This window comes from Streptomyces sp. NPDC057616 (assembly GCF_042800575.1).
In the GTDB taxonomy this organism is placed as follows: domain Bacteria; phylum Actinomycetota; class Actinomycetes; order Streptomycetales; family Streptomycetaceae; genus Streptomyces.
Genome location: NZ_JBHVGU010000030.1, coordinates 102,690 through 126,706 on the forward strand (window position 1 = coordinate 102,690; position 24,017 = coordinate 126,706).

Here is a 24,017-nt window from a genome sequence, read left to right on the forward strand (position 1 = left end):
GACGGCGGGGACGCTACGGGCGGAGGAGGAGCTACTTGCCGTAGGCGAGCATCAACTTCTCCTTCGTGTCGTCATTGCCGTTCAGCCGGGTGGTCGAGAGGTAGAAGCGCCCGTCGACCCAGTCGAAGTCCTTGGAGAAGAAGCCGTTCTCGACCTGCGCGGCGCCGGAAGGGTTCTGCAGCAGCTTCACCGGCTTGTGGCCCGACCCGGTGGTCGCGATCGACACGACCTGGCCGCCCGCGTCGTACGACGGCTCCACATAGGCGATGAGCTTTCCGCCCTCGGTCCTGACCGGCAGCATCGACTCGTCCGCCGGGGACTTCACCCGCCACTTCTCCTTGCCGGTGGCAAGGTTGATCGCGACGATCTCGTTCGCGCCGGTGGTCGCCTCGGTCGGCAGGTAGAGCGTGGTCGCGTCGGACGCGACGCCCTTGCAGCCCTGCAGGTCGCGCTGAAGGATCGCCCAGCCGCACTCGGGGGCGAACTTCTCGTCGAAGCCGACCTGCGACTTGAAGGTGCCGTTGGAGTTGAAGGTGGAGATGTTCCACGCCTTCTTGTCCTGGTTGGTGCTGTAGACCACCAGCGGGTCGACGGAGTACGTCCGCGCGACCGACCAGCCCTTGTCGAACTTCTGGGTCCACCTGGCCTTGCCGGTCCGCGGGTCGAGCTCCTGCATCTCGTCGTGCTCCTTCGACCCGGTGGCGTCGCAGGAGGACACGGCGATCAGCTTGCTGCCGCCCGCGAAGGCGGTCGGGAAGCAGGCGTCGCCGTACTTCTTCTTGTCGAAGAGCTTCTTGCCCGAGTCGATGTCGTAGGCCACGCCGGACTGCGAGCGGCCCACCATCAGGGTCTTGCCCGTGACGGACAGGGAGATGGTGATGGTGCTGTCGAACAGCGCGCCGTCGGCGAGCTGGGTCTTCCAGCCCTTCGCGCCGGTGTTCAGGTCGACCTGCTGGAGCTGGTTGCACTTGGCGCGGTCGCTGGTGCCGCTCTCGTAGGCGACCACGATCTTGTCGTCGGACGACTGCTGGCGGGTGACGGCGCAGATCTTCTGCGGAAAGGTGATCGGGTCCCATGTGGGGTTGCCGTCGCCGACGTTGTAGGCGACGAGCTCCTTGTACGCCGCCTTCACCGCCGTCTTGTCGGTGATCCACATACCGGGGGCGTCGGCGCCCGAACCGGGCGCGTCCGGCGCCGTCTTGTACCAGAGCACCTTCGCCTCGCCGGGCTGGCGGCCGGAGTTGAGGTCCTCGGAGTCCGAACCGCCGTCGCCGCTGCCGTCACCGGGGTTGACCGGGGCGCCGGCGGTGGGCTTCGGGTCGTCGCTCTTGTGCGCGACCGGCTTCTTGCCGTCGTCCCCGCCGCCGCTGGTCAGGGCGAAGACGGTGCCGCCGATGACGGCCAGCGCGACGACGGCCGCACCGATGGCGAGGCCGGGCCTGCCCTTGAACGGGTTCTTGGAGCCGGAGCCGGGCGGCGGGGTGCCGGGCGCGCCCGGGAACTGCGGCTGCGGATAGCCGTAACCGGGCTGCTGGCCGTACGGGCCGGGCTGCTGGGGCTGTCCGTAGGGACCGGGCTGACCGTAGGGCCCCGCGGGCTGGCCGTAGGGGCCGGGCTGCGCGTACGGGCCCGAGGGCTGTCCGTACGGGCCCGAGGGCTGTCCGTACGGGCCCGGCTGCTGGGGTGCCTGGGGGTAGCCGTAACCGGGCTGGGGGGCGCCGGGCGGCGGGGACTGCGGGGGCGGCGGCGTCTGCGGCGGACCCTGCGGCGGCGGTGGGGTCTGCGGAGCTCCGAAACCACCCTGCGGCTCCGGCGGTTGCGGCGGCTGGTTGGGCGGCTGAGTCATCAGCGCGTCTCCCCCTCGTTCACTGATTTTTAGCCACGCCCTGAGGTACGCGATGACCCAGAGTCGTACTCAGAAAGTTCTCAGACGGCTCTTTCTATCACTCGGGGCCGACACCGCACCGGGCCGTCCCATCCCCTGTTCCCAAGGGAGGACCGGCCCGTGACGCCGCTGTTATGCGCCTTCACGCACCCTTCACGCGTCCTCGGCCAGTTCCAGCCAGCGCAGCTCCAGTTCCTCCCGCTCGCCGGTCAACGCCCGCAGCTCCGCGTCCAGTTCGGCCACCTTCGCGAAGTCTGTGGCGTTCTCGGCGATCTGCGCGTGCAGCTTCGCCTCGCGCTCGGAGACCTTGTCGAGCTGCCGCTCGATCTTCTGGAGCTCCTTCTTGGCGGCGCGCTGGTCGGCGGCGCTCCGCTCGGGCGCGGCCTTCTCCGCGGCCGGCGTGGTGGCCGCGGCCACCGCCTCCTCCATCCGCTGCCGGCGCTCCAGGTACTCGTCGATGCCGCGCGGCAGCATCCGCAGGGTGGCGTCCCCGAGCAGCGCGAACACCCGGTCGGTGGTGCGCTCGACGAAGAACCGGTCGTGGGAGATGACGATCATCGAGCCGGGCCAGCCGTCGAGGACGTCCTCGAGCTGGGTCAGGGTCTCGATGTCGAGGTCGTTGGTCGGCTCGTCGAGGAAGAGGACGTTGGGCTCGTCCATCAGCAGCCGCAGCAGCTGGAGCCTGCGCCGCTCACCGCCGGAGAGGTCGCCGACGGGCGTCCACTGCTTCTCCTTGTTGAAGCCGAACGTCTCGCACAGCTGCCCGGCGGTCATCTCCCGGCCCTTGCCGAGGTCGACGCGCTCGCGCACCTGCTGGACGGCCTCCAGGACGCGCAGCTCCGGCCGGAGCTCGGCGACCTCCTGGGAGAGGTAGGCGAGCTTGACCGTCTTGCCGACGGCGATCCGGCCACCCGCGGGCTGCGCCTCGCCCTCGGTGCGCGCGGCCTCCGCCATGGCCCGCAGCAGGGAGGTCTTGCCGGCGCCGTTGACCCCGACGAGGCCGATCCGGTCGCCGGGCCCGAGATGCCAGGTGACGTGCTTGAGCAGCACCTTGGGGCCCGCCTGGACGGTGACGTCCTCCAGGTCGAAGACGGTCTTGCCGAGCCGCGAGGAGGCGAACCGCATCAGCTCGCTGCTGTCCCGGGGCGGCGGTACGTCCTTGATGAGCTCGTTGGCCGCCTCGACGCGGAAGCGCGGCTTGGACGTACGGGCGGGGGCTCCGCGGCGCAGCCAGGCGAGCTCCTTGCGCACCAGGTTCTGCCGCTTGGTCTCCTCGGTGGCGGCGATGCGCTCGCGCTCGGCGCGGGCGAAGACGTAGTCGGAGTAGCCCCCCTCGTACTCGTAGACCGCGCCGCGCTGCACGTCCCACATGCGCGTGCACACCTGGTCGAGGAACCAGCGGTCGTGGGTGACGCAGACGAGCGCCGAGCGCCGCTCGCGCAGATGCCGGGCGAGCCAGGCGATGCCCTCGACGTCGAGGTGGTTGGTGGGCTCGTCGAGGACCAGCAGGTCCTGCTCCTCGATGAGCAGCTTGGCGAGGGCGATACGGCGCCGCTCGCCGCCCGACAGCGGCCCGATGACGGTGTCCAGGCCCTGCGGGAAGCCCGGCAGGTCGAGGCCGCCGAACAGGCCGGTGAGCACGTCGCGGATCTTGGCGTTGCCCGCCCACTCGTGGTCGGCCAGGTCCCGGATGACCTCGTGGCGGACGGTGGCCTCCGGGTCGAGGGAGTCGTGCTGCGTGAGCACGCCCGCGCGGAGCCCGCCGGAGTGGGTGATCCGTCCCGAGTCGGCCTCCTCCAGCTTGGCCAGCATCCGGATGAGGGTCGTCTTGCCGTCGCCGTTGCGCCCCACGACCCCGATCCGGTCGCCTTCGGAGACGCCGAGGGAGACGCCGTCGAGGAGGGCACGGGTGCCGTACACCTTGCTGACGTTCTCGACATTGACCAGATTGACGGCCATCTCTCTCCTGCCCCGGGGGTCGATCGACCTTCCAGGGTAGTCGGCGCGGGGCGCCCTCCCGCACGCGCGGCCGGTCGCCGCCGTCAGCCGCCCAGCACGGTCGCGCCCGGCGCCGGACCCGCCGCCGTACGCACCGTGCGGCAGGTGCCGGACGTGGCCAGCGCCTGCGCCACCTTCGCCGCCGCCTCCTTGTCCCGGGCCAGGAACGCCGTGGTCGGGCCGGAGCCCGAGACCAGCGCGGCCAGGGCGCCGGCGGCGCGGCCGGCCGCGAGGGTGTCTGCGAGCTCGGGGAAGAGGGAGAGGGCGGCGGGCTGGAGGTCGTTGGAGACGGCCGCGGCGAGCGCGTCCGCGTCGCCCTTGGCGAGCGCCTCGGCGATCTCCTGGGAGGCGACGGGCTCGGGGATGTCGAGGCCCTCGCCCAGCCGGTCGAACTCGCGGAAGACGGCCGGGGTGGACAGCCCGCGGCCGGCCATCGCGAAGACCCAGTGGAAGGTGCCGCCGACCTCGAGCGCGCGCAGCTTCTCGCCGCGGCCGGTGCCCAGCGCCGCCCCGCCGACCAGGCTGAACGGCACGTCACTGCCCAACTCGGCGCAGATGGAGAGGAGTTCGGCCCGGGACGCGCCGGTCCGCCAGAGCGTGTCGCAGGCCAGCAGCGCGCCCGCGCCGTCCGCACTGCCGCCGGCCATGCCGCCCGCGACCGGGATGTCCTTGGCGATGTGCAGATGGACGTTCGGCTCGATGCCGCGCCGCTCGGCGAGCGCGAGGGCCGCGCGGGCCGCCAGGTTGGTGGTGTCCAGGGGCACCTGGCCGGCGTCCGGCCCCTCGCAGGTGACGCGCAGCTCGTCGGCGGGGGTCACGGTGACCTCGTCGTAGAGGCCGACGGCGAGGAAGATGTTGGCCAGGTCGTGGAAGCCGTCGGAGCGGGCGGCGCCCACCGCGAGCTGGACGTTGACCTTCGCGGGGACGCGGACGGTGACGCTCACTGCTGACCGTGCTCCTTCTTCGGGGGCTCGGGGGTCGTCCCCCGGGATGACGCGGCCTCGGCGATGCGGGCGAACTCCTCGACGGTCAGGGCCTCTCCGCGTGCCTGCGGCGACACCCCCGCGGCGACCAGCGCCTCCTCCGCGGCCGCGGCCGAGCCGGCCCAGCCGGCCAGCGCGGCCCGCAGCGTCTTGCGCCGCTGCGCGAACGCGGCGTCGACGACGGCGAACACCTCGCGCCGCGACGCGGTCGTCTTGAGCGACTCGGCCCTGCGCACCAGCGAGACGAGGCCGCTGTCGACGTTCGGCGCGGGCCAGAAGACGTTGCGCCCGATGGCGCCGGCCCGCTTGACCTCCGCGTACCAGCCCGCCTTGACCGACGGGACGCCGTACACCTTCGAACCGGGCGCCGCGGCCAGGCGGTCGGCGACCTCGGACTGGACCATGACCAGGGTGCGCTCGATGCTGGGGAAGGTCTCCAGCATGTGCAGCAGGACCGGCACGGCGACGTTGTACGGGAGGTTCGCGACCAGCGCGGTCGGGGCGGGCCCGGGCAGCTCGGTCACCCGCATCGCGTCGGAGTGCACCAGCGCGAAGCGCTCCGCCCGCTCCGGCATCCGGGCCGCGATGGTGGCGGGCAGCGCCCCGGCCAGGACGTCGTCGATCTCGACGGCGGTGACGCGGTCGGCGGCCTCCAGGAGCGCGAGCGTGAGGGAGCCGAGCCCCGGTCCGACCTCCACCACCACGTCGTCGGGCCGGACGTCCGCGGTGCGCACGATCCGCCGGACCGTGTTGGCGTCGATCACGAAGTTCTGACCGCGCTGCTTGGTCGGCCGGACACCGAGGGCCGCCGCGAGTTCACGGACGTCGGCGGGGCCCAGAAGGGCGTCGGGGGCGGGGCTGGTGCTCACGGCGACAAGGGTACGGGGCTCCACCGGGGCCTGCGCCCATGGGCAGGGGCCGGGTGCGACACCGGCCCCGGGGCGCCGCTCACCCGTGCAGCCGCGCCCCGCAGTGCGGCCAGGGGTTCGCCCCGCGGCGCACGTACAGCTTCTTGGCGCGCAGCGTCTGCTCCTGCGCGGAGGCGTCCTGCGGGCGCCCGCTGCCGCCGAGGCCGTGCCAGGTCTGGGAGTCGAGCTGGTACAGGCCGCCGTAGGTGCCCGAGGGGTCCACGGCGTCCGGACGCCCGCCGGACTCGCACGCCGCGAGACCGTGCCAGTTCAGGCCGTCGGCGCCGTGCACGGACGTCGGCAGCGGCTTGGTGCCCACCTTCACGACCTCCGGCCGCGGCTCGCGCACCACCTGCGTGTCGGTCCGGTGGGGCTTCTGGCGCACGCCGTTGACGGTGCGCAGGGAGTAGGTGACCCGCCGCAGCCCCGGCTGCCCCGCCCGCTCGACCACCTCCGTGCCCTTGAACAGCGAGGCGTCCTCGGTGCGCTGCACCCTGTACGGGATCGCCTCCTCGCGGACCTCCTTGGTGCCCCTGATCCGCAGCACGGTGACGGTCTGCCCGTCCCGCGGGAAGCTGTCCCCCGGCACGGAGGTGGTGTCCTGGCCGTGCAGGGTGATCCCGGCCTCCTCGACTGCCTCCCGCACGGTCGCCGCGTTGGTGCGGATCGTGCGGGGGCGGCCGTCGGCCATGACCGTCACGGAGCGCTCGGTGCGCACGTCGAGGGAGAGCCCGTGGCGCCCGATGGGCAGGGAGCGCGAACTGGACAGGTACGCGCCCTCGGCCCGCACCCCGAACTGCTCCAGCGCCTCCTGCACCGTGCCCGCCGTCGTCCACACCTCGTGCCGGCGGCCGTCGAGGGTGAGCCGCACGGGCCGGCCGTAGTGCACGGAGACCTCGTCGCCGCTGGCGAGTTCGGTGCCGGGAGCGGGCGCGACCACGTCGTGCGCCCCCACCTCGACGCTCTCCTGCGCGAGCAGCTCGGTCACGTCGTCGGCGAAGGTGTGCAGGGTGCGCGGCTTGCCGTCGACGGTCAGCTCGACCGCCTTGTCCTTGGCGACGAACGCGGTGGTGCCGCCCGCCAGGAAGGCGACGACCAGGGCCTGGGGCAGCAGCCGGCGCACCGCGGCGTCGGAACGCTCGCCGGAGCGCGGCCTGCGGCGGCGCGCACCCCGCCGGCCCGACGCGGCCCGCGCGCCGGCCCCGGTGAGGCCGCTGCCGGTGATGCCACTGCCGGTGATGCCGGTCCCCGGTACGTCCTCGCCCGCCGGGCTTCCCGGCTGCCGCGGCAGCGCCGCCGCGGGCGCCTGCGCGGCGGGCCCGGGCGCCGCGTAGGCGGGCCGGTAGGTGTCGTCGTACGCGCCGGGCATCCCGTACGCCAGCGTCTGCGCGCTGTGCACGTCGAATCCGGTGTACTCCGGCGGCGGGTGCACCGGGCCGGAGCCGTGCGCTCCGGACGACGTCCCGTACACCTCCGACGACGGCGTCCCGTACTCCTCGAACGTCCCGTACTCCTCGTACGTCTCGTACTGCGACTTGCTCACGCCGACACGCTCCAGGGGCCGAGGGGTCCAGAGGGGTCCGGATCGGGCCACCAGAACCTAGCGGAGCGGGTGTCACTCTCCAAAGCGGCGCAACTACACAGGGTGGCGACAGGGCCCGAGATGACGGGCCGCCGGTGTTATCGGAGGGTTATGAAACATCCACCCTCAGTAGCCGAAGGCGCGGGCCGTGTTCGCGGCGAGGGCTGTCGCCAGCGCGTCCTCTCCGATGCCGCGCACGGCCGCCATGGCGCGCACCGTGACCGGAATGAGATACGGCGCGTTGGGCCGTCCGCGGTACGGCGCCGGTGTCAGGAAGGGCGCGTCGGTCTCCACCAGGACCAGTTCCAGCGGCGCCACGGCCAGCGCGTCCCGCAGGTTCTGGGCGTTCTTGAAGGTGACGTTGCCGGCGAAGGACATGAAGTATCCGGCACGGGCGCAGATCTCCGCCATCTCGGCGTCGCCCGAGTAGCAGTGGAAGACGGTGCGCTCGGGCGCGCCCTCCTCCTTCAGCACGCGCAGCACGTCGGCGTGGGCGTCCCGGTCGTGGATGACCAGGGCCTTGCCGTGCCGCTTGGCGATCTCGATGTGGGCGCGGAAGGAGGCCTCCTGCGCCTCCTTGCCCTCGGGCCCGGTGCGGAAGAAGTCGAGGCCCGTCTCGCCGACGCCCTTGACCTGCGGGAGCGCGGCCAGACGCTCGATCTCGGCGAGCGCCTGGTCGAGCGCCGCCGTGCCACCGGGCTCGCGCGCCCCCTGCCGGGACCAGCCGTCGGGGTCGCCGTGGACGATGCGGGGCGCCTCGTTCGGGTGCAGGGCGACGGTCGCGTGGACGGCGTCGTGCCGCGCCGCCGTCTCGGCGGCCCACTGGGAGCCCCGCACGTCGCAGCCGACCTGCACGACCGTCGTCACGCCCACCGAGGCGGCCTTCGCCAGCCCCTCCTCCACGGTGCCGGACTGCATGTCGAGGTGGGTGTGGGAGTCGGCGACGGCCACCCGGAGGGGTTCCGGGAGCGGTGGCGCCGCGTTCTTCTCACGCGGGCCGGAGCTGTTCGAAGGCATGCCCCGATCCTACGAAAGGGGCATGCCCGCCCGGCCGCCGGAGCCGTCAGTCCGTCTTGCGCTGGAAGGGGTGCAGGAGATCGGACAGATGCCAGTGGTGGTGCTGCTCGGGCTCGGGGGCCCCGGCGGTCGCCGGGGCGGCGGACTCCGGCTTCGGCGCCTCGGCCGGCCGGGCCGGCGGCATGCGGTGGTACTGCCGCAGCTCCGCGTCACGGGCCGACGAGACCTGGCCCGCCCGCATGATCCGCACGCTGTGGCCGTCGCAGTTGAAGCAGGTGGGCTTGGACAGCGGAGACGGGACGACCTGGCCGCCCGCCACGTACATCACGAACTCGTGGCCGTCGGCGTCCTTGTGGTGTTCTATCTCGTACGACTGCTCCCAGCCGTGCCCGCAGCGCATGCACGCGAAGGAATAGGACTCGTGCACGACCGCGGTCGCCGTGCCGCGGAGGCCGGACTGCCCTGCCATCTCACTCATGCCAGCTCCTCTTGTCCGCTGGACACAGGGACGGGTGCGTCCCTTCGACCAGTGGACGCTTCTACCGGCGCGAATGCATCAGGCCTGTCGACTGTTGGAGCCGATTTGGACTTTCCTTGCCATACCGGCCTCGGTCACGGGGCCTGCGCTTTGCCTTCCACGATAGTCCTTTGCGTCCGCGTGGGGCGCGCGCTCAGCGCAGATGCGCCCTGCTCAGGGGCGGTGACCCGACGCCTCACGAACCACCCTGGGCAGCCGCGTTCTTCGCAGCCACAACCGCGTCGAACACCGTCCGCTTGGGCAGCCCGGCCTCGGCCGCGACGGCCGCGATGGCCTCCTTGCGCCGCTCGCCGGCCTCCTCGCGCACGCGCACCCGGCGCACCAGCTCGGCCGCGTCGAGCTCCTCCGGGCCCCTTTCGGGCGCCCCCTCCACGACCACGGTGATCTCGCCGCGCACCCCTTCGGCGGCCCACGCCGCCAGTTCGGCCAGAGCGCCCCGTCTGACCTCCTCGTAGGTCTTGGTCAGCTCACGGCAGACGGCGGCCCGCCGCTCGGCGCCGAACACCTCGGCCATCGCGGCGAGGGTGTCGTCGAGCCGGTGCGGGGCCTCGAAGTAGACGAGCGTGCGCCGCTCGTCCGCGACCTCCCGCAGCCGGGTCAGCCGCTCGCCCCCCCTGCGCGGCAGGAAGCCCTCGAAGCAGAACCGGTCGACGGGCAGCCCGGACAGCGCGAGCGCGGTGAGCACGGCGGACGGGCCGGGGACGGCGGTGACCCGGACGTCCTTCTCCACGGCGGCGGCGACCAGCCGGTAGCCGGGGTCGGAGACCGAGGGCATCCCGGCGTCCGTGACGAGCAGCACGCGCGCGCCGTTCACCAGCTCCTCGACCAGTTCGGGCGTACGGGCCGACTCGTTGCCCTCGAAGTACGACACGATCCGCCCCTTGGGCGTGACCCCCAGGGCCTGCGTCAGCCGCTTCAGCCGCCGGGTGTCCTCGGCCGCGACCACGTCGGCCCCGGCCAGCTCCTCGGCCAGCCGGGGCGGGGCGTCCGCGACGTCGCCGATGGGGGTGCCTGCCAGGACAAGGGTTCCAGTCACTCCTCCATCCTCCCAGGGCCCGGGCGGGGCGGACGCCCACCACCCCTGCGCAGAACTCCCCGGCGAGACGCATACCGTCCCGTTACCGCCCATGCACGGGACTCACACAGCACGGTTCCCTACGATGGCGCGGTGACCAGTACCGCGTCCTCCCCGGACACCCGGCAAGGCCAGGCCCCGCAAGACCAGCGGCCGTCGTGGCAGCAGCGGCTGCGCCGTTTCGGATACTCGGCGGGGCCGAGAGTCGACGTACGGGAGCGTCTGGTGCCGCCGTACGTCCGGGCGAGCCCGCGGCTGTGGCAGGTCCTGGGGGCGCGGCCGGCGCTCGCCGAGCGGATCACGCGCTGGTCGGGCTGGGGCGGTCCGCTGCTGGTCACGCTGATGGCGGGCGTCATGCGGTTCTGGCACCTGGGCAGCCCGAAGGCGGTGATATTCGACGAGACGTACTACGCCAAGGACGCCTGGGCGCTCGTCCACCGCGGCTACGAGGTCAACTGGGACAAGAACGCCAACGACCTGATCCTCCAGACGCACGGGCATGTGAAGATCCCGACCGACGCCGCGTACGTGGTGCATCCGCCGGTCGGCAAGTACGTCATCGGACTCGGCGAACTGATCTTCGGCTTCGACCCGTTCGGCTGGCGGTTCATGACCGCGCTGCTCGGCACGCTGTCGGTGCTGATGCTGTGCCGGATCGGGCGCCGCATCTTCCGCTCGACCTTCCTCGGCTGCCTGGCGGGCGCGCTGATGGCGGTCGACGGGCTGGCCTTCGTCATGGCCCGCACCTCGCTGCTCGACGGTGTGCTGATGTTCTTCGTGCTGGCCGCGTTCGGCTGCCTGGTCATCGACCGCGACAGGACACGGGAGAAACTCGCCGCCGCGCTGCCGGCCGACGCGGACGGCCGCGTCCGCCCGGACGCGCACACGGCGGAGACGACACGCTTCGGCTGGCGTCCCTGGCGCTGGACGGCCGGCCTGCTGCTCGGCCTCGCCATCGGCACCAAGTGGAACGGCCTGTACATCCTGGCCGCCTTCTGTGTGATGGCGGTGCTGTGGGACGTCGGCTCGCGCAAGGTGGCCGGCGCGCAGCACCCGTACAGCACGGTGCTGCTGCGGGACACGGGCATCACGGCACTGGCCATGGTGCCGGTCGCGATCGCCACCTACCTGCTCTCCTGGATCGGCTGGATCCTCTCGCCCACGGACGGCTCCGGCGGCTACTTCCGCAACTGGGCCGCCACCGACGGCAAGGGCGGCATGTGGACCTGGCTGTTCCCGGACTGGTGGCGCAGCCTGTGGCACTACGAGCACGAGGTCTACAAGTTCCACGTCGGCCTGTCCTCGCCGCACACGTACATGTCCAACCCGTGGAGCTGGCTCGTCGACGGCCGCCCGGTCTCGTACTTCTACGAGTCCCCCTCGCCCGGCACGGACGGCTGCCCGGCGAACGCGGGCGGCAAGTGCGCGCGCGAGGTGCTGGCGATCGGCACGCCGCTGCTGTGGTGGGTGGCCTGCTTCGCGCTCCTGTACGTCCTGTGGCGCTGGTTCTTCCGCCGCGACTGGCGCGCGGGCGCGATCGCCTGCGGCATCGCGGCGGGCTACCTCCCCTGGTTCATGTACCAGGAGCGGACGATCTTCTTCTTCTACGCCGTCGTCTTCGTCCCGTTCCTGTGCCTCGCGGTGGCGATGCTCCTCGGCGCGATCATCGGTCCCCCGGGCTCCAGCGACACCCGCCGCGTGGCGGGCGCGACGGGCGCGGGCGTCCTGGTCCTCCTGATCGCCTGGAACTTCATCTACTTCTGGCCCCTGTACACGGGCACGGCCATCCCGATCGACGAGTGGCGCTCCAGGATGTGGCTGGATACGTGGGTGTAGCAGCCATGTTCGGCTGACATATGGCGGGAATGCGGTCAAAAAACGTCACTTCGCAGCTTATGTAATTTCATCAGCCCGGCATTCAATACCGTCTACTCCTCTTTCGGAGAAACAGGGGGGAGTGACGCATGTCGTATTCACGCGACATCACCGACGTGCATGTCAGCAAGGGCGCGCTGTGGATCGGGTCGGACACCTATCCGCTGCGCAACATCGCCCGCACCTCGATGCGGGAGCTGGTGCCCAACCGCGCCGCGGCCCGGTCGAAGTTCGTCAAGGGCGTGATCATCCAGGCGGCGGTGCTGCTCTTCGGCCTGGGGATGATGGGGGCGTCGGGGCTGGTCGGCACGGTGATCGTGCTCGTCGCCGCCGGGCTTGCCGTTCGCGGGTGGCTGGAGCTGCAGAAGGTGCTGAACGCGCCGACGCTGTACGTCCTGCAGATCACCACGTCCGGGACGCCGCAGACCGCGCTGACCAGCGACGACCAGAAGCTGATGGACCAGCTCTTCCACCAGCTCATGGAGGCGATGGACAACCCGGAGGTCCAGTTCCACTACCAGATGCCGACGTACAACATCAGCGGCGACAGCATCTACCAGTTCGGCGACCACAACGTCGGCAAGGTGACCACATGAGCGGCGACTCGGTGATGCAGTGGGGGGACCACAACATCGGCATCGTCAAGAGCGAGGGCGCGGTGCCCGCGCAGGACGCGCTGGAGCAACTGGTGCGCGCGGCGCTTCAGTTGCGGGAGCGGGTCTCCGCGAGTGAGCGGGAGGTCATCGACGGCTCCGTCGCGGTGCTGCGCGCCGGCGAGCAGGACCGGGGCCGGCTGCGCCGGGCGCTGGTCTCCGTCGCCGGGGTGGCCGCCCTGGTCGGCGACGTGGGCGCCCCCGTCCTCGGTGCGGCCCAGCGGCTGATGGAGGCCGCGGGGCTCAGGTAAGCGCTAACAATCGGGGAACACCCGCCCCGTTGGCCACCTCCACCGCGTAATGTGCCCGTGCGGGATTCTTCTTGAACGTGTTCAGAAAGAATCCCGCACACCACTGGGGAACGGGGAGGGGGCCCTTTCATGGGCAAGGGGGTAAAAACCGCCGTCATCGGCAGTGTTTTCGCCGTGATGGTGGGTGGAGCCGGCTACGGCGCCTACAACATCGTGTCCGCGCTGAACAGCGACTCCGCGGGGCCGGGGGCCAGCGGAACGCACGTGAAGAGCGGGCCGCCGAGCGGCGACGAGATCAAGGAGACGTCCAAGAAGTTCTTCGCCGCCTGGGAGAAGGGGCAGGCCGCCGAGGCGGCGACGTACACGAACAACGACGCGGCGGCCCAACCGCTGCTGACCGCCTACGGCCAGGACGCGCACATCAAGGGCGTGCGGATCACCCCCGGCGCCGCGCAGGGCCCGACCGTGCCTTTCACGGTCAAGGCAACGGTGTCGTACGACGGGAGGTCCAAGCCGCTGACGTACCGCAGCGAGCTCACGGTGGTGCGCGGCCAGACCACCGGCCGGCCCCTGGTCGACTGGCAGCCGTCCGTCGTCCACCCCCAGCTCCGGAAGGGCGACACCCTGGTCACGGGCGAGTCGTCGACCCCCGAGATCGAGGCGGTGGACCGCAACGGCGCCGTCCTGACCAAGGAGAAGTACCCCTCGCTCGGCCCGATCCTGGACGAGCTGCGCGCCAAGTACGGCGACGACGCGGGCGGCACCCCCGGCATCGAACTCGCCATCCGGCACGACGCCGCGGACACGGCCGACACCACGCTGGTGACGCTGGCCAAGGGCAGGTCGGGCAAGCTCAAAACCACGCTCAGCGCGACCGCACAGGCGGCGGCCGAGCAGGCGGTGAAGAAGTACGCCGAGTCGTCCGTGGTGGCCGTCAAGCCGAGCACCGGCGAGGTGCTCGCCATCGCCAACCACCGCGACGACGGCTTCAACGCGGCCTTCCTGGGGAAGCTGGCCCCCGGCTCCACGATGAAGATCCTCAGCGCGGCCACGCTCATCGACAACGGCATCACCAGCATGAACGGCCCGGCTCCGTGCCCGAACGAGGCCGTGTGGCAGAGCCAGACCTTCCACAATCTCAAGAACATGCCCCCGAACGAGAAGGCCACCCTCGCCGACAGCTTCGCCCGCTCCTGCAACACGGCCTTCGTGAAGTACGCGGACGAGGTGAAGGTGGACTCCCTCACCAAGGAGGCCGAGAACCGCTTCGGACTGGGCCAGGACAACTGGAAGACCGGCATCCCGTCCTTCGACGGCTCGGTCCCGGCCTCCGGCGGCCCCGACACGGCGGCCAACATGATCGGCCAGGGCCAGGTCCAGATGAGCCCGCTGAACATGGCGTCGGTGACGGCGACCGCGATGACGGGCCGCTTCCGCCAGCCGATCGTCGTCTCCCCGAAGCTGGACGACCGCGAGATCGCCACCGCCCAGGGCTTGTCGGCGAGCACGGTGGCCCAGCTGCGCTCGATGATGAACCGCACCGCGACCAGCGGCACCGCGGCCGGCGTGATGGCGGGCCTGAGCGGCAGCGTCGGCGCGAAGACCGGTTCCGCCGAGGTGGACGGTCAGTCGAAGTCCAACAGCTGGTTCACGGGTTACCGCAACGACGTGGCGGCCGCGGCCATGACCCAGGACGGCGGTCACGGCATCGACGCGGCGGGTCCGATTGTCGCAGCTGTGCTACGGAGTGGCTCCTGAAGTCACCCGTTGAGGACGGGACTCTAGGCTGTTGCCGTCGTTGGATGGATGGGGGCTGAGCCAGGGCCCTGAGGGGACCCTGGGGATCTTGCGGAGGATCGGGAGCAGTGGGCAACAGAAGGCGCGTCGAAGAGCGACGGAAGACCAAGCCCGCCGTGATCGGCGGAATGATCGCCGTGGTCGTCGTCGGCGTGGGCGTCGGCGCGTACGCGCTGACCGGCGGCTCGGCGGCCGACGACGGGTCGACGACCTCGTCCTCCGACAACAAGCCCAAGGTCAAGACCGGGCCCCTGTCGGCCCAGGAGATCCGGTCGGCGTCCACGACGTTCCTCACGTCCTGGCAGAAGGGCAAGGCGAGCCAGGCCGCCGCCGTCACCAGCGACCCGGCGGCGGCCACGGGCCTGCTCACCGGCTACGCCACGAGCGCCCACGTCAAGGACGTCACGCTCACCGCCGGCGCCCGCACCGGCGACAAGGTCCCCTTCTCCGTCAAGGGCACGGTCTCCTACAAGGGCACCACCAAGCCGCTGGCGTACGAGAGCTCGCTGACGGTCGTACGGAACAAGGCGACCGGCAAGCCGCAGGTCGACTGGCACTCCGCCGTCGTCCACCCCGATCTCGAGGACGGCGACACCCTGGTCACCGGCGAGTCCGGCACCCCGCCGGTCAAGGCCTACGACCGTGACGGCGGCGAGCTGACGACCGCCAAGTACCCGTCCCTGGGCCCGGTGCTGGACGGACTGCGCGAGAAGTACGGCAAGATCGCCGGCGGCAAGGCGGGCATCGAGCTGCGCGTGGTGCGCGGCAAGGAGTCCGACAAGGCCAAGCTCTCCGACAAGACGCTGCTGACGCTGAGCGAGGGCACGCCGGGCAAGGTCAAGACCACGTTGAGCCCGACCCTGGAGGCGGCGGCCGAGCAGCAGGTCGCCGCCAAGCCGAAGTCGTCCGTGGTCGTGATGCGCCCCTCGACGGGCGAGATCCTGGCCGTGGCGAACAACAGCCACAGCTTCAACGTCGCCTTCCAGGGGTCCCTCGCACCCGGTTCCACGATGAAGGTCGTGACGTCGACGATGCTCTTCGAGAAGGACCTCGTCCACCCGAACGACTCGCACCCCTGCCCCAAGACGTACAAGCTCGCGGGCTGGACGTTCCACAACGACGACGACTCGGAGATCAAGAAGGGCACGTTCAAGCTGGCCTTCGGGGCCTCCTGCAACAACGCCTTCATCAACTTCGCGCCGAAGCTGTCCAACAGCGACCTCACCACGGAGGCCCAGCAGGTCTACGGCCTCGGCCTGAACAACTGGGCCATCGGCGTCCCGTCCTTCGACGGCTCGGTGCCGGTGATGAGCGGCGCGCAGATGGGCGCCTCGCTGATCGGCCAGGGCGGGGTGCGCATGAACCCGCTGAACATGGCGTCGGTGTCGTCGACGGTGTCCTCCGGCACCTTCCACCAGCCGTACCTGGTCTCGCCGTCGGTGGACAACCGCACGCTGGCGAAGGCCTCGCGCACGATGTCGTCGACGACGCAGGCCGAGCTGAAGGACGTCATGTCCTACACGGCCCGGTACGGCACGGCGGCCAAGGCGATGGCGGGGCTGGGTTCGGGCTGCGGGGCCAAGACGGGGTCGGCCGAGGTCGACGGCCAGAAGAAGCCGAACGGCTGGTTCACCGCCTACTGCGGCGACCTCGCGGCCTCGGGCGTCGTCCAGGCGGGCGGCCACGGCGGTGACACGGCGGGCCCCATCGTGGCGGCACTGCTGAAGATGGGCGGCTGACGGCGGCTCGTCAGCGGGTGACCGGCGCCGCGGCCATGTAGGTGCGGCGCAGGAACCGCAGCAGGGCCTTGCTCTCGAACTGCACGACCGACACGCCCTGCGCCGAGTGGAGTTCGACGATCGCCTGCACCCGCCCGCACGGCCAGACGCGGACGTCACCGGCGCCGGTCGGGGCGCGCAGGCCCTGCTCCAGGAGCGAGCGCGAGAACGTCCACTCGTGCGTCCCGGGAAGGCCGACCCGTACCGACCGGGGGTCGGTCTCGGGGTCGTAGCGCAGGACGACGGGGACGGCCTCGTCATCGGGTATGACGGCGTCCGTGACGATGTGGGCTCGTGCGTACTGCTCGACTACAGCCATCGTACGGCCCTCTCACGCTGCGTGACCCGTATGGAATCTGTCCGTCCACCCCTACCTAATGTCCCATATTTTCCCGATCACACCCCCTGGCGGCGGTGCATCTCACATGCGCCCGTCCGCGATGAACGAGCCCCTCGCTCTTGCAATCAGTTCGCAATAAGCATCTATCATCGAACGGTGCATGTGCCTGACGGATTCATCAACGCTCCCACCTCCGCCGTGACCGGCGTCGCCGCCGCGGGCGCCATCGCCGTGAGCCTGCGCGGCGCGCGCCGCGAACTCGACGAGCGGGCGGCGCCGTTGGCCGGGCTCGTGGCGGCGTTCATCTTCGCCGTGCAGATGCTGAACTTCCCCGTCGCGGCGGGGACCAGCGGCCATCTGCTCGGCGGCGCGCTCGCGGCGATCCTCGTCGGCCCCTACACGGGTGTGCTGTGCGTGTCCGTGGTCCTGCTGATGCAGGGCATCCTCTTCGCGGACGGCGGCCTGACCGCGCTCGGCGTGAACATCACGGACATGGCGATCGTCACCACGGTCGTCGGGTACGCCGTCTTCCGCGGCCTGGTGAAGGTGCTCCCGCGCACGCGCCGCTCGGTGACCGTGGCGTCCTTCGCCGCCGCGCTGCTGTCCGTGCCGGCCGCCGCCGTGATGTTCACCTTCCTCTACGCGATCGGCGGCACCACCGACATCGCCATCGGCAAGGTCGCCACCGCGATGATCGGCGTGCACGTCCTGATCGGCATCGGCGAGGCGGCCATCACCGCCCTCACCGTGGGCGCCGTCATCGCCGTACGCCCCGACCTGGTGTACGGCGCGCGCGGGCTCCAGCAGCGGCTCAAGCTGCGGGTGAACGGCGAGCTGGTGGACGCGCCCACCACTGCGGTGCCCGTGGCGGCCCGCGCCTCCCGTCGCAAGCTGTGGCTCACCGGCCTGGTGACCTCGCTGGTCCTCGCGGGCTTCGTCAGCTTCTACGCCTCCGCCAGCCCCGACGGGCTGGAGAAGGTCGCCCACGACCAGGGCATCGACAAGGAGACGGGCAGGCACGCGTCGTCGGACTCGCCGCTCGCCGGCTACGGGGTCAAGGACGTCGGTGACGCCCGCCTGTCCGGGGGGCTGGCGGGCGTGATCGGCGTCGGCGTGACCGTCGTCGCGGGCAGCGGCGTGTTCTGGGCGGTGCGCAGGCGGCGGAGCACGGACGTGTCGCCCACGGCCGTGGAGAACGTCTGACATGGGCGCCGGGCACGCGCACCGGCTCTACCGGCACGGGCACTCGCCCGTGCACGCCCTGCCGCCGCACACCAAGCTGGCCGCCGCCTTCGCCTTCGTGGTGGTCGTGGTCTCGACGCCGCGCGAGGCGATGTGGGCGTTCGCGCTGTACGCCGTCCTGCTCGGCGCCGTCGCGCGCCTCGCGCGCGTGCCCGCCGGCTTCCTGCTCAAGCGGCTGCTGATCGAGGTGCCGTTCGTCGCGTTCGCCGTCCTGATGCCGTTCGTGGCCGGGGGTGAGCACGTCGACGTCCTGGGTCTGCCGCTGAGCGTCAACGGCCTGTGGGGCGCGTGGAACGTGCTGGCCAAGGGCACCCTGGGCGTCGCCGCGTCGGTGCTGCTGGCCGGCACCACGGAACTGCGCGAACTCCTGCTGGGACTGCAGCGGCTGAAGCTCCCGCCGCTGCTGGTGCAGATCGCGTCCTTCATGATCCGCTACGGCGACGTCATCACCGACGAGATGCGGCGGATGCGGATCGCGCGGGAGTCCCGCGGCTTCGAGGCGCGCGGCGTGCGCCACTGGGGCGTGCTCGCGAAATCGGCCGGCGCCCTGTTCATCCGCTCCTACGAACGCGGGGAGCGCGTCCACCTCGCCATGGTCAGCCGTGGCTACGCCGGGTCGATGCCGGTGATCGACGAGGTGACCGCGTCCCGGGCGCAGTGGTCGTACGCACTCGCCCTCCCCGTCGCCGCCCTCGTCGTCTGCCTGCTGGGATGGACCCTGTGAGTACTCCTTCGCTAGAGGTCTCCGGCCTCGCCTTCGCCTACCCCGACGGTCATCAGGCGCTGTTCGGCGTGGACTTCGCCGTCGGGCGCGGTGAGCGGGTCGCGCTGCTCGGCCCGAACGGCGCCGGCAAGACGACCCTGGTGCTGCACCTCAACGGCATCCTCCAGGGCGGCGCGGGCACGGTGCGGGTGGCCGGACTGCCCGTCGGCAAGCGGGACATGGCGGAGATCCGGCGCCGGGTCGGCATCGTCTTCCAGGACCCGGACGACCAGCTGTTCATGCCGACGGTCCGCGAGGACGTGGCGTTCGGTCCGGCGGCGGCCGGGCTGAAGGGCCCCGAGCTGGAGGAGCGGGTCGACCGGGCCCTCGCGCAGGTCGGCATGGCCGAGTTCAAGGACCGGCCGCCGCACCACCTCTCCTTCGGTCAGCGGCGCCGGGTGGCGGTGGCGACCGTGCTCGCCATGGAGCCGGAGATCCTCGTCCTGGACGAGCCCTCCTCCAACCTCGACCCGGCCTCCCGCCGCGAACTGGCCGACATCCTGCGCTCGTTGGACGTCACCGTCCTCATGGTCACGCACGACCTGCCGTACGCCCTGGAGCTGTGCCCGCGCTCCCTGATCCTCAGCGAGGGCGTGATCGCGGCGGACGGGAAGACGGGCGAGCTCCTCTCCGACGAGGACCTGATGCGCGCCCACCGCCTGGAGCTGCCGTTCGGCTTCGACCCACGCTCCGTGACCATGGGGGCGTGACGGGCAACATCGCCATGACGATCCGGCCGGACCGGCGGCGCCGGGGAATCGCAGGCTGCGCGCGGGCGTTACCCGCACAGTCTCAGGTGAACCGGAGGGAAGTACACGTGAACGTCAACGGTGCGGTGGCCGAGGGCTTCGAGCCGGTCCGGGAGGCGTTCGCCCGCAACTTCGAGACGCTGGGCGACCGCGGCGCGGCCGTCGCCGTCTACCGCGACGGGCACAAGGTCGTCGACCTGTGGGGCGGCGCCAAGAACGTCGACGACGACGCCGACGGGGCAGCGCCCTGGGAGCACGGCACCGCCCAGATCGTGCGCTCGGCGACCAAGGGCGTCGCCGCCGCCGCGCTCCTGCTGCTCAACCAGCGCGGCGAGCTGGACCTGGACGCACCGGTCGGCGAGTACTGGCCGGAGTTCAAGGCGGCGGGCAAGGAGCGCACGCGGGTGTGGCAGCTCCTCGCGCACCGCGCCGGCGTCCCCGCGCTCGACCGCCCGCTGACGCCCGCCGAGGCCCTCGACCCCGTCCTCGGCGCCGAGGCCGTCGCGGCCCAGGCACCGGTGTGGGAGCCCGGCACGGACCACGGGTACCACGCGCAGACGTACAGCTGGCTCACGGGCGAGCTGGTGCGGCGGGTCACCGGCCGCGGGATCGGCGCGTGGGTCGCGGACGAGATCGCCGGACCGGCCGGCGCGGACCTGTGGCTGGGGCTGCCCGCCGCCGAGGCGGCGCGGGCCGGCCGGGTGGGCAAGATCGAGCCGCCCGCGGACCCCCGCGGCCTGAAGACCCGCCCCAAGCGTGCGGTCGCCGACGCCTACGCGGACCCGGACTCCCTGACCTGCCGGGCCTTCGCGGCGATCACGCCGATGCCCGACGAGAACGACCCCGCCTACCGCGCCGCCGCCCTGCCCGCCTCCAACGGCATCGCGACGGCGGAGGGCCTGGCGCGTTTCTACGCCTCGCTGATCGGCGAAGTGGACGGCGGCACGCGGCTGTTCACCCCGGAGACGGTCGAGCTGGCCCGCGGCGAACGCAGCGCCGGGCCGGACCGCGTGCTGGTCGTGCCCACCCGGTTCGGCCTCGGCTACATGCTGCACGGGGCGGCGTCCCCCCTGCTCTCCCCCACCTCCTTCGGCCACCCGGGCCGCGGCGGCGCCCTCGGTTTCGCCGACCCCGCCTCGGGCATCGCCTTCGGCTATGTCACCAACGGGTTCCGCAAGAGCGTGACGGCGGACCCGCGGGCGCAGGCGCTGGTCCGTGCCGTGCAGGGTGCGATCGCCGCGTGAGCGGGCCGGTACGGGCGCGGCTCAGACGTTGATCGAGTGCGAGGTCCGCCCCGACGCCGAGTCGATCTCCCCGTGCGCCTTGGTCAGCAGCTGCATGGCCAGTTCGTTGAGCGCCCGCGCGCCCGCGATCTCCTCGCCCACCCGCGGCTGATCGGCATCGGAGTCGTGCCGGCTCGCGCGACCGTGGGCCCGGATCTCGCTGCCGTCGGACAGGCGCACCATCGCGACCGCCCGCGTGTGCTGGCCGTCCTCCTGGAATTCCAGCTCGACATGCCATCCCACTGCGGTGTGCATCATGACGATCACCTCCGGAAGACCTGCTTCCAGGGTGCTCCTCGGCGGGCCGCGGCGCCTACCCGGCGTGCAGCATCAAGCCGATCCCGGCGACGAGCAGCCCCGCCGCGGCGATCCTGGGCGCCCCGAAGCGCTCCTTGAAGAAGACGGCGCCGATCGCCGCGCCGACGATGATGGAGGACTCGCGCAGGGCCGCGATCGGTGCCAGTTCGGCCCTGGTCTGGGCCCACAGGACGAGGCCGTACGCGAGCACGGACAGGGCGGCGCCGAGCAGGCCGAGCGCCGCGAACGGCCGGAGCATGGTGCTGAATTCGCCCCGCCACCGGTACAGCGCGTAGGCGGGGAGCGCAATCCCCTCCAGCGCCATCAGCCAGGCGATGTAGCCGAGCGAGGAGCCCGAGGCACGGACACCGAGGCCGTCCACGACCGTGTAGCCGGCGATGGTCAGGCCGGTGGCGAGGGCCGCGCCGACGGCGGCCCAGTTCGGCCGGCGCCCGCGCAGTCCCCACAGGGCCACACCCGTCAGCCCGGCGCAGGAGAGGGCGATGCCCGCGGCCGCCCAGCCGTCCGGCACCTCGTGGGCGAACAGGGCGGCGAGGAGCGTGACCACGAGCGGCGCGGTGCCGCGCGCGATCGGGTACGCCTGCCCGAAGTCACCGAGCCGGAAGGACCGCATCAGCAGGACGTAGTAGGCGAGGTGGATGACGGCGGAGGCGCCGAGATACGGCCAGGCCCCGGACGCCGGGACGGCCGTGAACGGCACCATCAGCAGCCCGATGAGCATGCCGCCGCCCGCGATCAGCGTGAACCCGACCAGCTTGTCGGTGATCCGGTGGGCGATCGCGTTCCAGCTGGCGTGCGTGACCGCCGCGAACAGGACGGCCGTGGCGACCGGCGGGGTCACGAGGTGCGCTCACGCACGTCCACGAGGACGGCACCGGCGTGGGCGACCAGGTCCTTGGGCTCCATGGGGAACACCGCGTGCGGGTTCCCGGCGGCGGCCCACACCACGTCGTGCTCCAGCAGCGAACGGTCCGCGAGGACCCGCGTCCTCGTCCGGTGCCCGAAGGGCGGTACGCCGCCGATGGCGTACCCGGTCGTCTCCCGGACGACGTCCGCCTTGGCCCGCGTCACCTTCTGCGCGCCGAGTTCCTCGCGCACCCGCTCGACGTCCACCCGCGAGGCCCCGTCCATCAGCACCAGCACCGGGACTCCGTCAGCCGCGAAGATCAGCGACTTGCAGATCTCGCTCAGCTCGCAGCCGATCGCGTCGGCCGCCTCCGCGGCGGTGCGCGTCGCGTCCGGGAAGCGCCGGATCCTGCCGTGCAGTTCGTCCAGCCCCAGCTCGTGCAGGGCGGCGGCGAAACGGGGGTGGGCTCCGGAACTGTCAAAGGCGTCGACGCTCGTCATGCACGGCACGCTAGCGGCCGGTGCAGGGGGCAGGCGACCGGGTTAAGGCCGCCCGCCCCCGCACCGGCGGAGCCTCAGGCCCCGACCAGCTCCCGGTCCTCGTCCGGGTCGCCGTCCTTGCGCGAGCCCTTGGTGCGCAGGCCCTCGCCCTCCACGTCCACGTTGGGCAGGGCGCGGTCCAGCCACTTCGGGAGCCACCAGGCCCGCCTGCCGAGCAGGGCCAGGACCGCCGGGACGATGGCCATGCGGACGACGAAGGCGTCGAAGAAGACGGCGATCGCGAGGCCGAAGCCGATCATCTTGATCATGGACTCGCTGGAGCCGATGAAGCCTGCGAAGACCGCCATCATGATCACCGCCGCGGCCGTGACCACCCGCGCACCGTGCTTGAAGCCGGTCACCACGGCCTGGCTCGGCCGCTCGCCGTGGACGTACGCCTCCCGCATCCGGGTCACGAGGAAGACCTCGTAGTCCATCGCGAGGCCGAAGACCACGCCGACCATGAAGATCGGCATCATCGACATGACCGGGCCGGTCTCCTCCACGCCCAACAGCCCGGACAGCCAGCCCCACTGGAAGACGGCCACGACCGCGCCCAGGGCCGCCGTCACCGACAGCAGGAAGCCGAGGGCCGCCTTCAGCGGGACCAGGATCGAGCGGAAGACGACGATCAGCAGGAGGAAGGCCAGACCGACCACCAGCACCAGGTACGGGATCAGCGCGTCGTTCAGCTTCTGCGAGACGTCGATGTTCATCGCCGTCGAGCCGGTGACCAGCACCGTGGCGTCCGTGTCGGTCTTGATGGCGGCACCCGCGTCCCGGATGGAGTGGACCAGGTCCTCGGTCGTCGCCGACGACGGCTTGGAGTCGGGGATCACCGTGATCGTCGCGGTGTCGCCGGCCTTGTTGTACGTCGCCGGCGTGACCGTCGCGACGTCGTCCAGGCCCTTGACGGAGTCGGTGACCTTGGCCACCGCGGCCTTGGGGCTGTCGCTGTCCTGCGCGTCGACCACGACCATCAGCGGACCGTTGAAGCCGGGGCCGAAGCCCTCGGAAAGCAGGTCGTACGCCCGGCGCTGCGTCGTCGACGTGGGCTGCGAGCCGTCGTCGCCCAGGCCCAGCTCCAGCGAGGCCGCCGGGACCGCCGCGGCACCCAGGCCGATCACGCCCAGCAGCAGGACCGCCACGGGCCGGCGTACGACGAAACTGGCCCAGCGGGTGCCCATGTTCGGCCGGCCCTCGGCCGCCTTGCGCGCCGCGCGCCCGCCGCCGAGCAACTTGCTCTTCTGCCCGGCCGGCTTCACCTTGCGGCCCGCGTACCCGAGCAGCGCCGGGATCATGGTCAGCGCGATCAGCACCGCGATGGCCACCGTGCCGGCGGCCGCCACGCCCATCTTGGTCAGCATCGGGATGTTGACGACGGAGAGGCCGACCAGCGCGATCACGACCGTCAGGCCCGCGAAGACCACCGCGGAGCCCGCCGTGCCGACGGCCCGGCCGGCCGCCTCCTCCCGCTCGCGGCCCTCGGCGAGCTCGGCGCGGTAGCGGGAGACGATGAACAGGGCGTAGTCGATGCCGACCGCGAGGCCGATCATCATGGCCCGGGTGGAGGTCGTCGAGCCGAGGTCCAGCGCC

General features: G+C 71.8%; 22 protein-coding genes. 9 read left to right on the forward strand and 13 right to left on the reverse strand.

Annotated features, from left to right (window positions below; all coding sequences use genetic code 11):
* Positions 1-31: 31 nt before the first annotated feature.
* From ACFU97_RS32275 to rsmI, 8 genes are all read right to left on the reverse strand, one after another.
* The gene (locus ACFU97_RS32275; RefSeq protein ID WP_384263846.1) at positions 32-1,846 is read right to left on the reverse strand and encodes a PQQ-binding-like beta-propeller repeat protein; all 1,815 of its coding nucleotides are present in this window, start codon (positions 1,844-1,846) and stop codon (positions 32-34) included.
* 192 nt (positions 1,847-2,038) lie between these two features.
* Positions 2,039-3,844: an ABC-F family ATP-binding cassette domain-containing protein gene (locus tag ACFU97_RS32280; RefSeq protein ID WP_384263849.1), complete on the reverse strand. Its 1,806-nt coding sequence runs from the start codon at positions 3,842-3,844 to the stop codon at positions 2,039-2,041.
* A gap of 83 nt (positions 3,845-3,927) precedes the next feature.
* Complete coding sequence (locus tag ACFU97_RS32285; protein ID WP_384263851.1) at positions 3,928-4,827, reverse strand: 4-(cytidine 5'-diphospho)-2-C-methyl-D-erythritol kinase; 900 nt, start codon at positions 4,825-4,827, stop codon at positions 3,928-3,930.
* Positions 4,824-5,735: a 16S rRNA (adenine(1518)-N(6)/adenine(1519)-N(6))-dimethyltransferase RsmA gene (gene rsmA / locus ACFU97_RS32290; protein ID WP_384263854.1), complete on the reverse strand. Its 912-nt coding sequence runs from the start codon at positions 5,733-5,735 to the stop codon at positions 4,824-4,826. The genes ACFU97_RS32285 and rsmA overlap by 4 nt, the downstream gene beginning before the upstream one ends.
* Positions 5,736-5,814: 79 nt before the next feature.
* Positions 5,815-7,317: a ubiquitin-like domain-containing protein gene (locus ACFU97_RS32295; RefSeq protein ID WP_384263856.1), complete on the reverse strand. Its 1,503-nt coding sequence runs from the start codon at positions 7,315-7,317 to the stop codon at positions 5,815-5,817.
* 165 nt (positions 7,318-7,482) lie between these two features.
* The gene (locus ACFU97_RS32300; RefSeq protein ID WP_384263858.1) at positions 7,483-8,373 is read right to left on the reverse strand and encodes a TatD family hydrolase; all 891 of its coding nucleotides are present in this window, start codon (positions 8,371-8,373) and stop codon (positions 7,483-7,485) included.
* Positions 8,374-8,419: 46 nt separating this feature from the next.
* Entirely contained in the window at positions 8,420-8,851 is a 432-nt protein-coding gene (locus tag ACFU97_RS32305) for a hypothetical protein (protein WP_384263861.1), read from the reverse strand.
* Between the two features lie 235 nt (positions 8,852-9,086).
* Positions 9,087-9,947 (reverse strand): 16S rRNA (cytidine(1402)-2'-O)-methyltransferase, encoded by an 861-nt coding sequence (rsmI, locus tag ACFU97_RS32310; RefSeq protein WP_384263864.1) that lies wholly within the window; start codon positions 9,945-9,947, stop codon positions 9,087-9,089.
* A 132-nt stretch (positions 9,948-10,079) separates the two neighbouring features.
* On the opposite strand from rsmI, the gene ACFU97_RS32315 reads away from it, so the two are divergent.
* From ACFU97_RS32315 to ACFU97_RS32335, 5 genes are all read left to right on the forward strand, one after another.
* Entirely contained in the window at positions 10,080-11,822 is a 1,743-nt protein-coding gene (locus ACFU97_RS32315) for a dolichyl-phosphate-mannose--protein mannosyltransferase (RefSeq protein ID WP_384263866.1), read from the forward strand.
* A gap of 128 nt (positions 11,823-11,950) precedes the next feature.
* Entirely contained in the window at positions 11,951-12,457 is a 507-nt protein-coding gene (locus tag ACFU97_RS32320) for a DUF6232 family protein (protein WP_384263868.1), read from the forward strand.
* Positions 12,454-12,765: a hypothetical protein gene (locus ACFU97_RS32325; protein ID WP_384263871.1), complete on the forward strand. Its 312-nt coding sequence runs from the start codon at positions 12,454-12,456 to the stop codon at positions 12,763-12,765. Before ACFU97_RS32320 ends, ACFU97_RS32325 begins: the two co-directional genes overlap by 4 nt.
* Before the next feature lie 129 nt (positions 12,766-12,894).
* Positions 12,895-14,523, forward strand: a complete 1,629-nt coding sequence (locus ACFU97_RS32330) for a penicillin-binding transpeptidase domain-containing protein (protein ID WP_384263873.1) — start codon at positions 12,895-12,897, stop codon at positions 14,521-14,523.
* Positions 14,524-14,630: 107 nt separating this feature from the next.
* Entirely contained in the window at positions 14,631-16,301 is a 1,671-nt protein-coding gene (locus ACFU97_RS32335) for a penicillin-binding transpeptidase domain-containing protein (protein ID WP_384263876.1), read from the forward strand.
* A gap of 10 nt (positions 16,302-16,311) precedes the next feature.
* Here ACFU97_RS32335 and ACFU97_RS32340 read toward each other — a convergent pair whose 3' ends face one another.
* The gene (locus ACFU97_RS32340) at positions 16,312-16,659 is read right to left on the reverse strand and encodes an SsgA family sporulation/cell division regulator (RefSeq protein WP_384263878.1); all 348 of its coding nucleotides are present in this window, start codon (positions 16,657-16,659) and stop codon (positions 16,312-16,314) included.
* A 177-nt stretch (positions 16,660-16,836) separates the two neighbouring features.
* On the opposite strand from ACFU97_RS32340, the gene ACFU97_RS32345 reads away from it, so the two are divergent.
* From ACFU97_RS32345 to ACFU97_RS32360, 4 genes are all read left to right on the forward strand, one after another.
* Positions 16,837-17,883, forward strand: a complete 1,047-nt coding sequence (locus ACFU97_RS32345; protein WP_384263880.1) for an energy-coupling factor ABC transporter permease — start codon at positions 16,837-16,839, stop codon at positions 17,881-17,883.
* 1 nt (position 17,884) lies between these two features.
* A complete protein-coding gene (cbiQ, locus tag ACFU97_RS32350) occupies positions 17,885-18,646 on the forward strand; it encodes a cobalt ECF transporter T component CbiQ (RefSeq protein WP_384263882.1) in 762 nt (253 codons plus the stop codon).
* Positions 18,634-19,395: an energy-coupling factor ABC transporter ATP-binding protein gene (locus ACFU97_RS32355; RefSeq protein WP_384263885.1), complete on the forward strand. Its 762-nt coding sequence runs from the start codon at positions 18,634-18,636 to the stop codon at positions 19,393-19,395. The genes cbiQ and ACFU97_RS32355 overlap by 13 nt, the downstream gene beginning before the upstream one ends.
* A gap of 107 nt (positions 19,396-19,502) precedes the next feature.
* Positions 19,503-20,678 (forward strand): serine hydrolase domain-containing protein, encoded by a 1,176-nt coding sequence (locus ACFU97_RS32360; RefSeq protein WP_384263887.1) that lies wholly within the window; start codon positions 19,503-19,505, stop codon positions 20,676-20,678.
* A 21-nt stretch (positions 20,679-20,699) separates the two neighbouring features.
* Here the strand turns inward: ACFU97_RS32360 and ACFU97_RS32365 are convergent, their stop codons facing one another.
* From ACFU97_RS32365 to ACFU97_RS32380, 4 genes are all read right to left on the reverse strand, one after another.
* Positions 20,700-20,975: a DUF1876 domain-containing protein gene (locus ACFU97_RS32365; protein ID WP_384263890.1), complete on the reverse strand. Its 276-nt coding sequence runs from the start codon at positions 20,973-20,975 to the stop codon at positions 20,700-20,702.
* Positions 20,976-21,030: 55 nt separating this feature from the next.
* Complete coding sequence (locus ACFU97_RS32370; RefSeq protein ID WP_384263893.1) at positions 21,031-21,876, reverse strand: EamA family transporter; 846 nt, start codon at positions 21,874-21,876, stop codon at positions 21,031-21,033.
* On the reverse strand, positions 21,873-22,382 hold the full coding sequence (locus ACFU97_RS32375) for a YbaK/EbsC family protein (RefSeq protein ID WP_384263896.1): 510 nt from the start codon (positions 22,380-22,382) through the stop codon (positions 21,873-21,875). Before ACFU97_RS32375 ends, ACFU97_RS32370 begins: the two co-directional genes overlap by 4 nt.
* Positions 22,383-22,456: 74 nt before the next feature.
* On the reverse strand, positions 22,457-24,017 hold a 1,561-nt coding region (locus ACFU97_RS32380; RefSeq protein WP_384263899.1), incomplete at its 5' end, for an MMPL family transporter.

Excerpts from the sequence above, each read along its gene's own strand:
- ACFU97_RS32320 (WP_384263868.1), top strand. The coding sequence starts at position 11,951 with ATGTCGTATTCACGCGACATCACCGACGTGCATGTCAGCAAGGGCGCG.
- ACFU97_RS32355 (WP_384263885.1), top strand. The coding sequence starts at position 18,634 with ATGGACCCTGTGAGTACTCCTTCGCTAGAGGTCTCCGGCCTCGCCTTC.
- ACFU97_RS32280 (WP_384263849.1), bottom strand. The coding sequence starts at position 3,844 with ATGGCCGTCAATCTGGTCAATGTCGAGAACGTCAGCAAGGTGTACGGC.
- ACFU97_RS32340 (WP_384263878.1), bottom strand. The coding sequence starts at position 16,659 with ATGGCTGTAGTCGAGCAGTACGCACGAGCCCACATCGTCACGGACGCC.
- ACFU97_RS32375 (WP_384263896.1), bottom strand. The coding sequence starts at position 22,382 with ATGACGAGCGTCGACGCCTTTGACAGTTCCGGAGCCCACCCCCGTTTC.
- ACFU97_RS32330 (WP_384263873.1), top strand. The coding sequence starts at position 12,895 with ATGGGCAAGGGGGTAAAAACCGCCGTCATCGGCAGTGTTTTCGCCGTG.
- ACFU97_RS32305 (WP_384263861.1), bottom strand. The coding sequence starts at position 8,851 with ATGAGTGAGATGGCAGGGCAGTCCGGCCTCCGCGGCACGGCGACCGCG.
- ACFU97_RS32300 (WP_384263858.1), bottom strand. The coding sequence starts at position 8,373 with ATGCCTTCGAACAGCTCCGGCCCGCGTGAGAAGAACGCGGCGCCACCG.
- ACFU97_RS32365 (WP_384263890.1), bottom strand. The coding sequence starts at position 20,975 with ATGATGCACACCGCAGTGGGATGGCATGTCGAGCTGGAATTCCAGGAG.
- ACFU97_RS32325 (WP_384263871.1), top strand. The coding sequence starts at position 12,454 with ATGAGCGGCGACTCGGTGATGCAGTGGGGGGACCACAACATCGGCATC.
- ACFU97_RS32275 (WP_384263846.1), bottom strand. The coding sequence starts at position 1,846 with ATGACTCAGCCGCCCAACCAGCCGCCGCAACCGCCGGAGCCGCAGGGT.
- cbiQ (WP_384263882.1), top strand. The coding sequence starts at position 17,885 with ATGGGCGCCGGGCACGCGCACCGGCTCTACCGGCACGGGCACTCGCCC.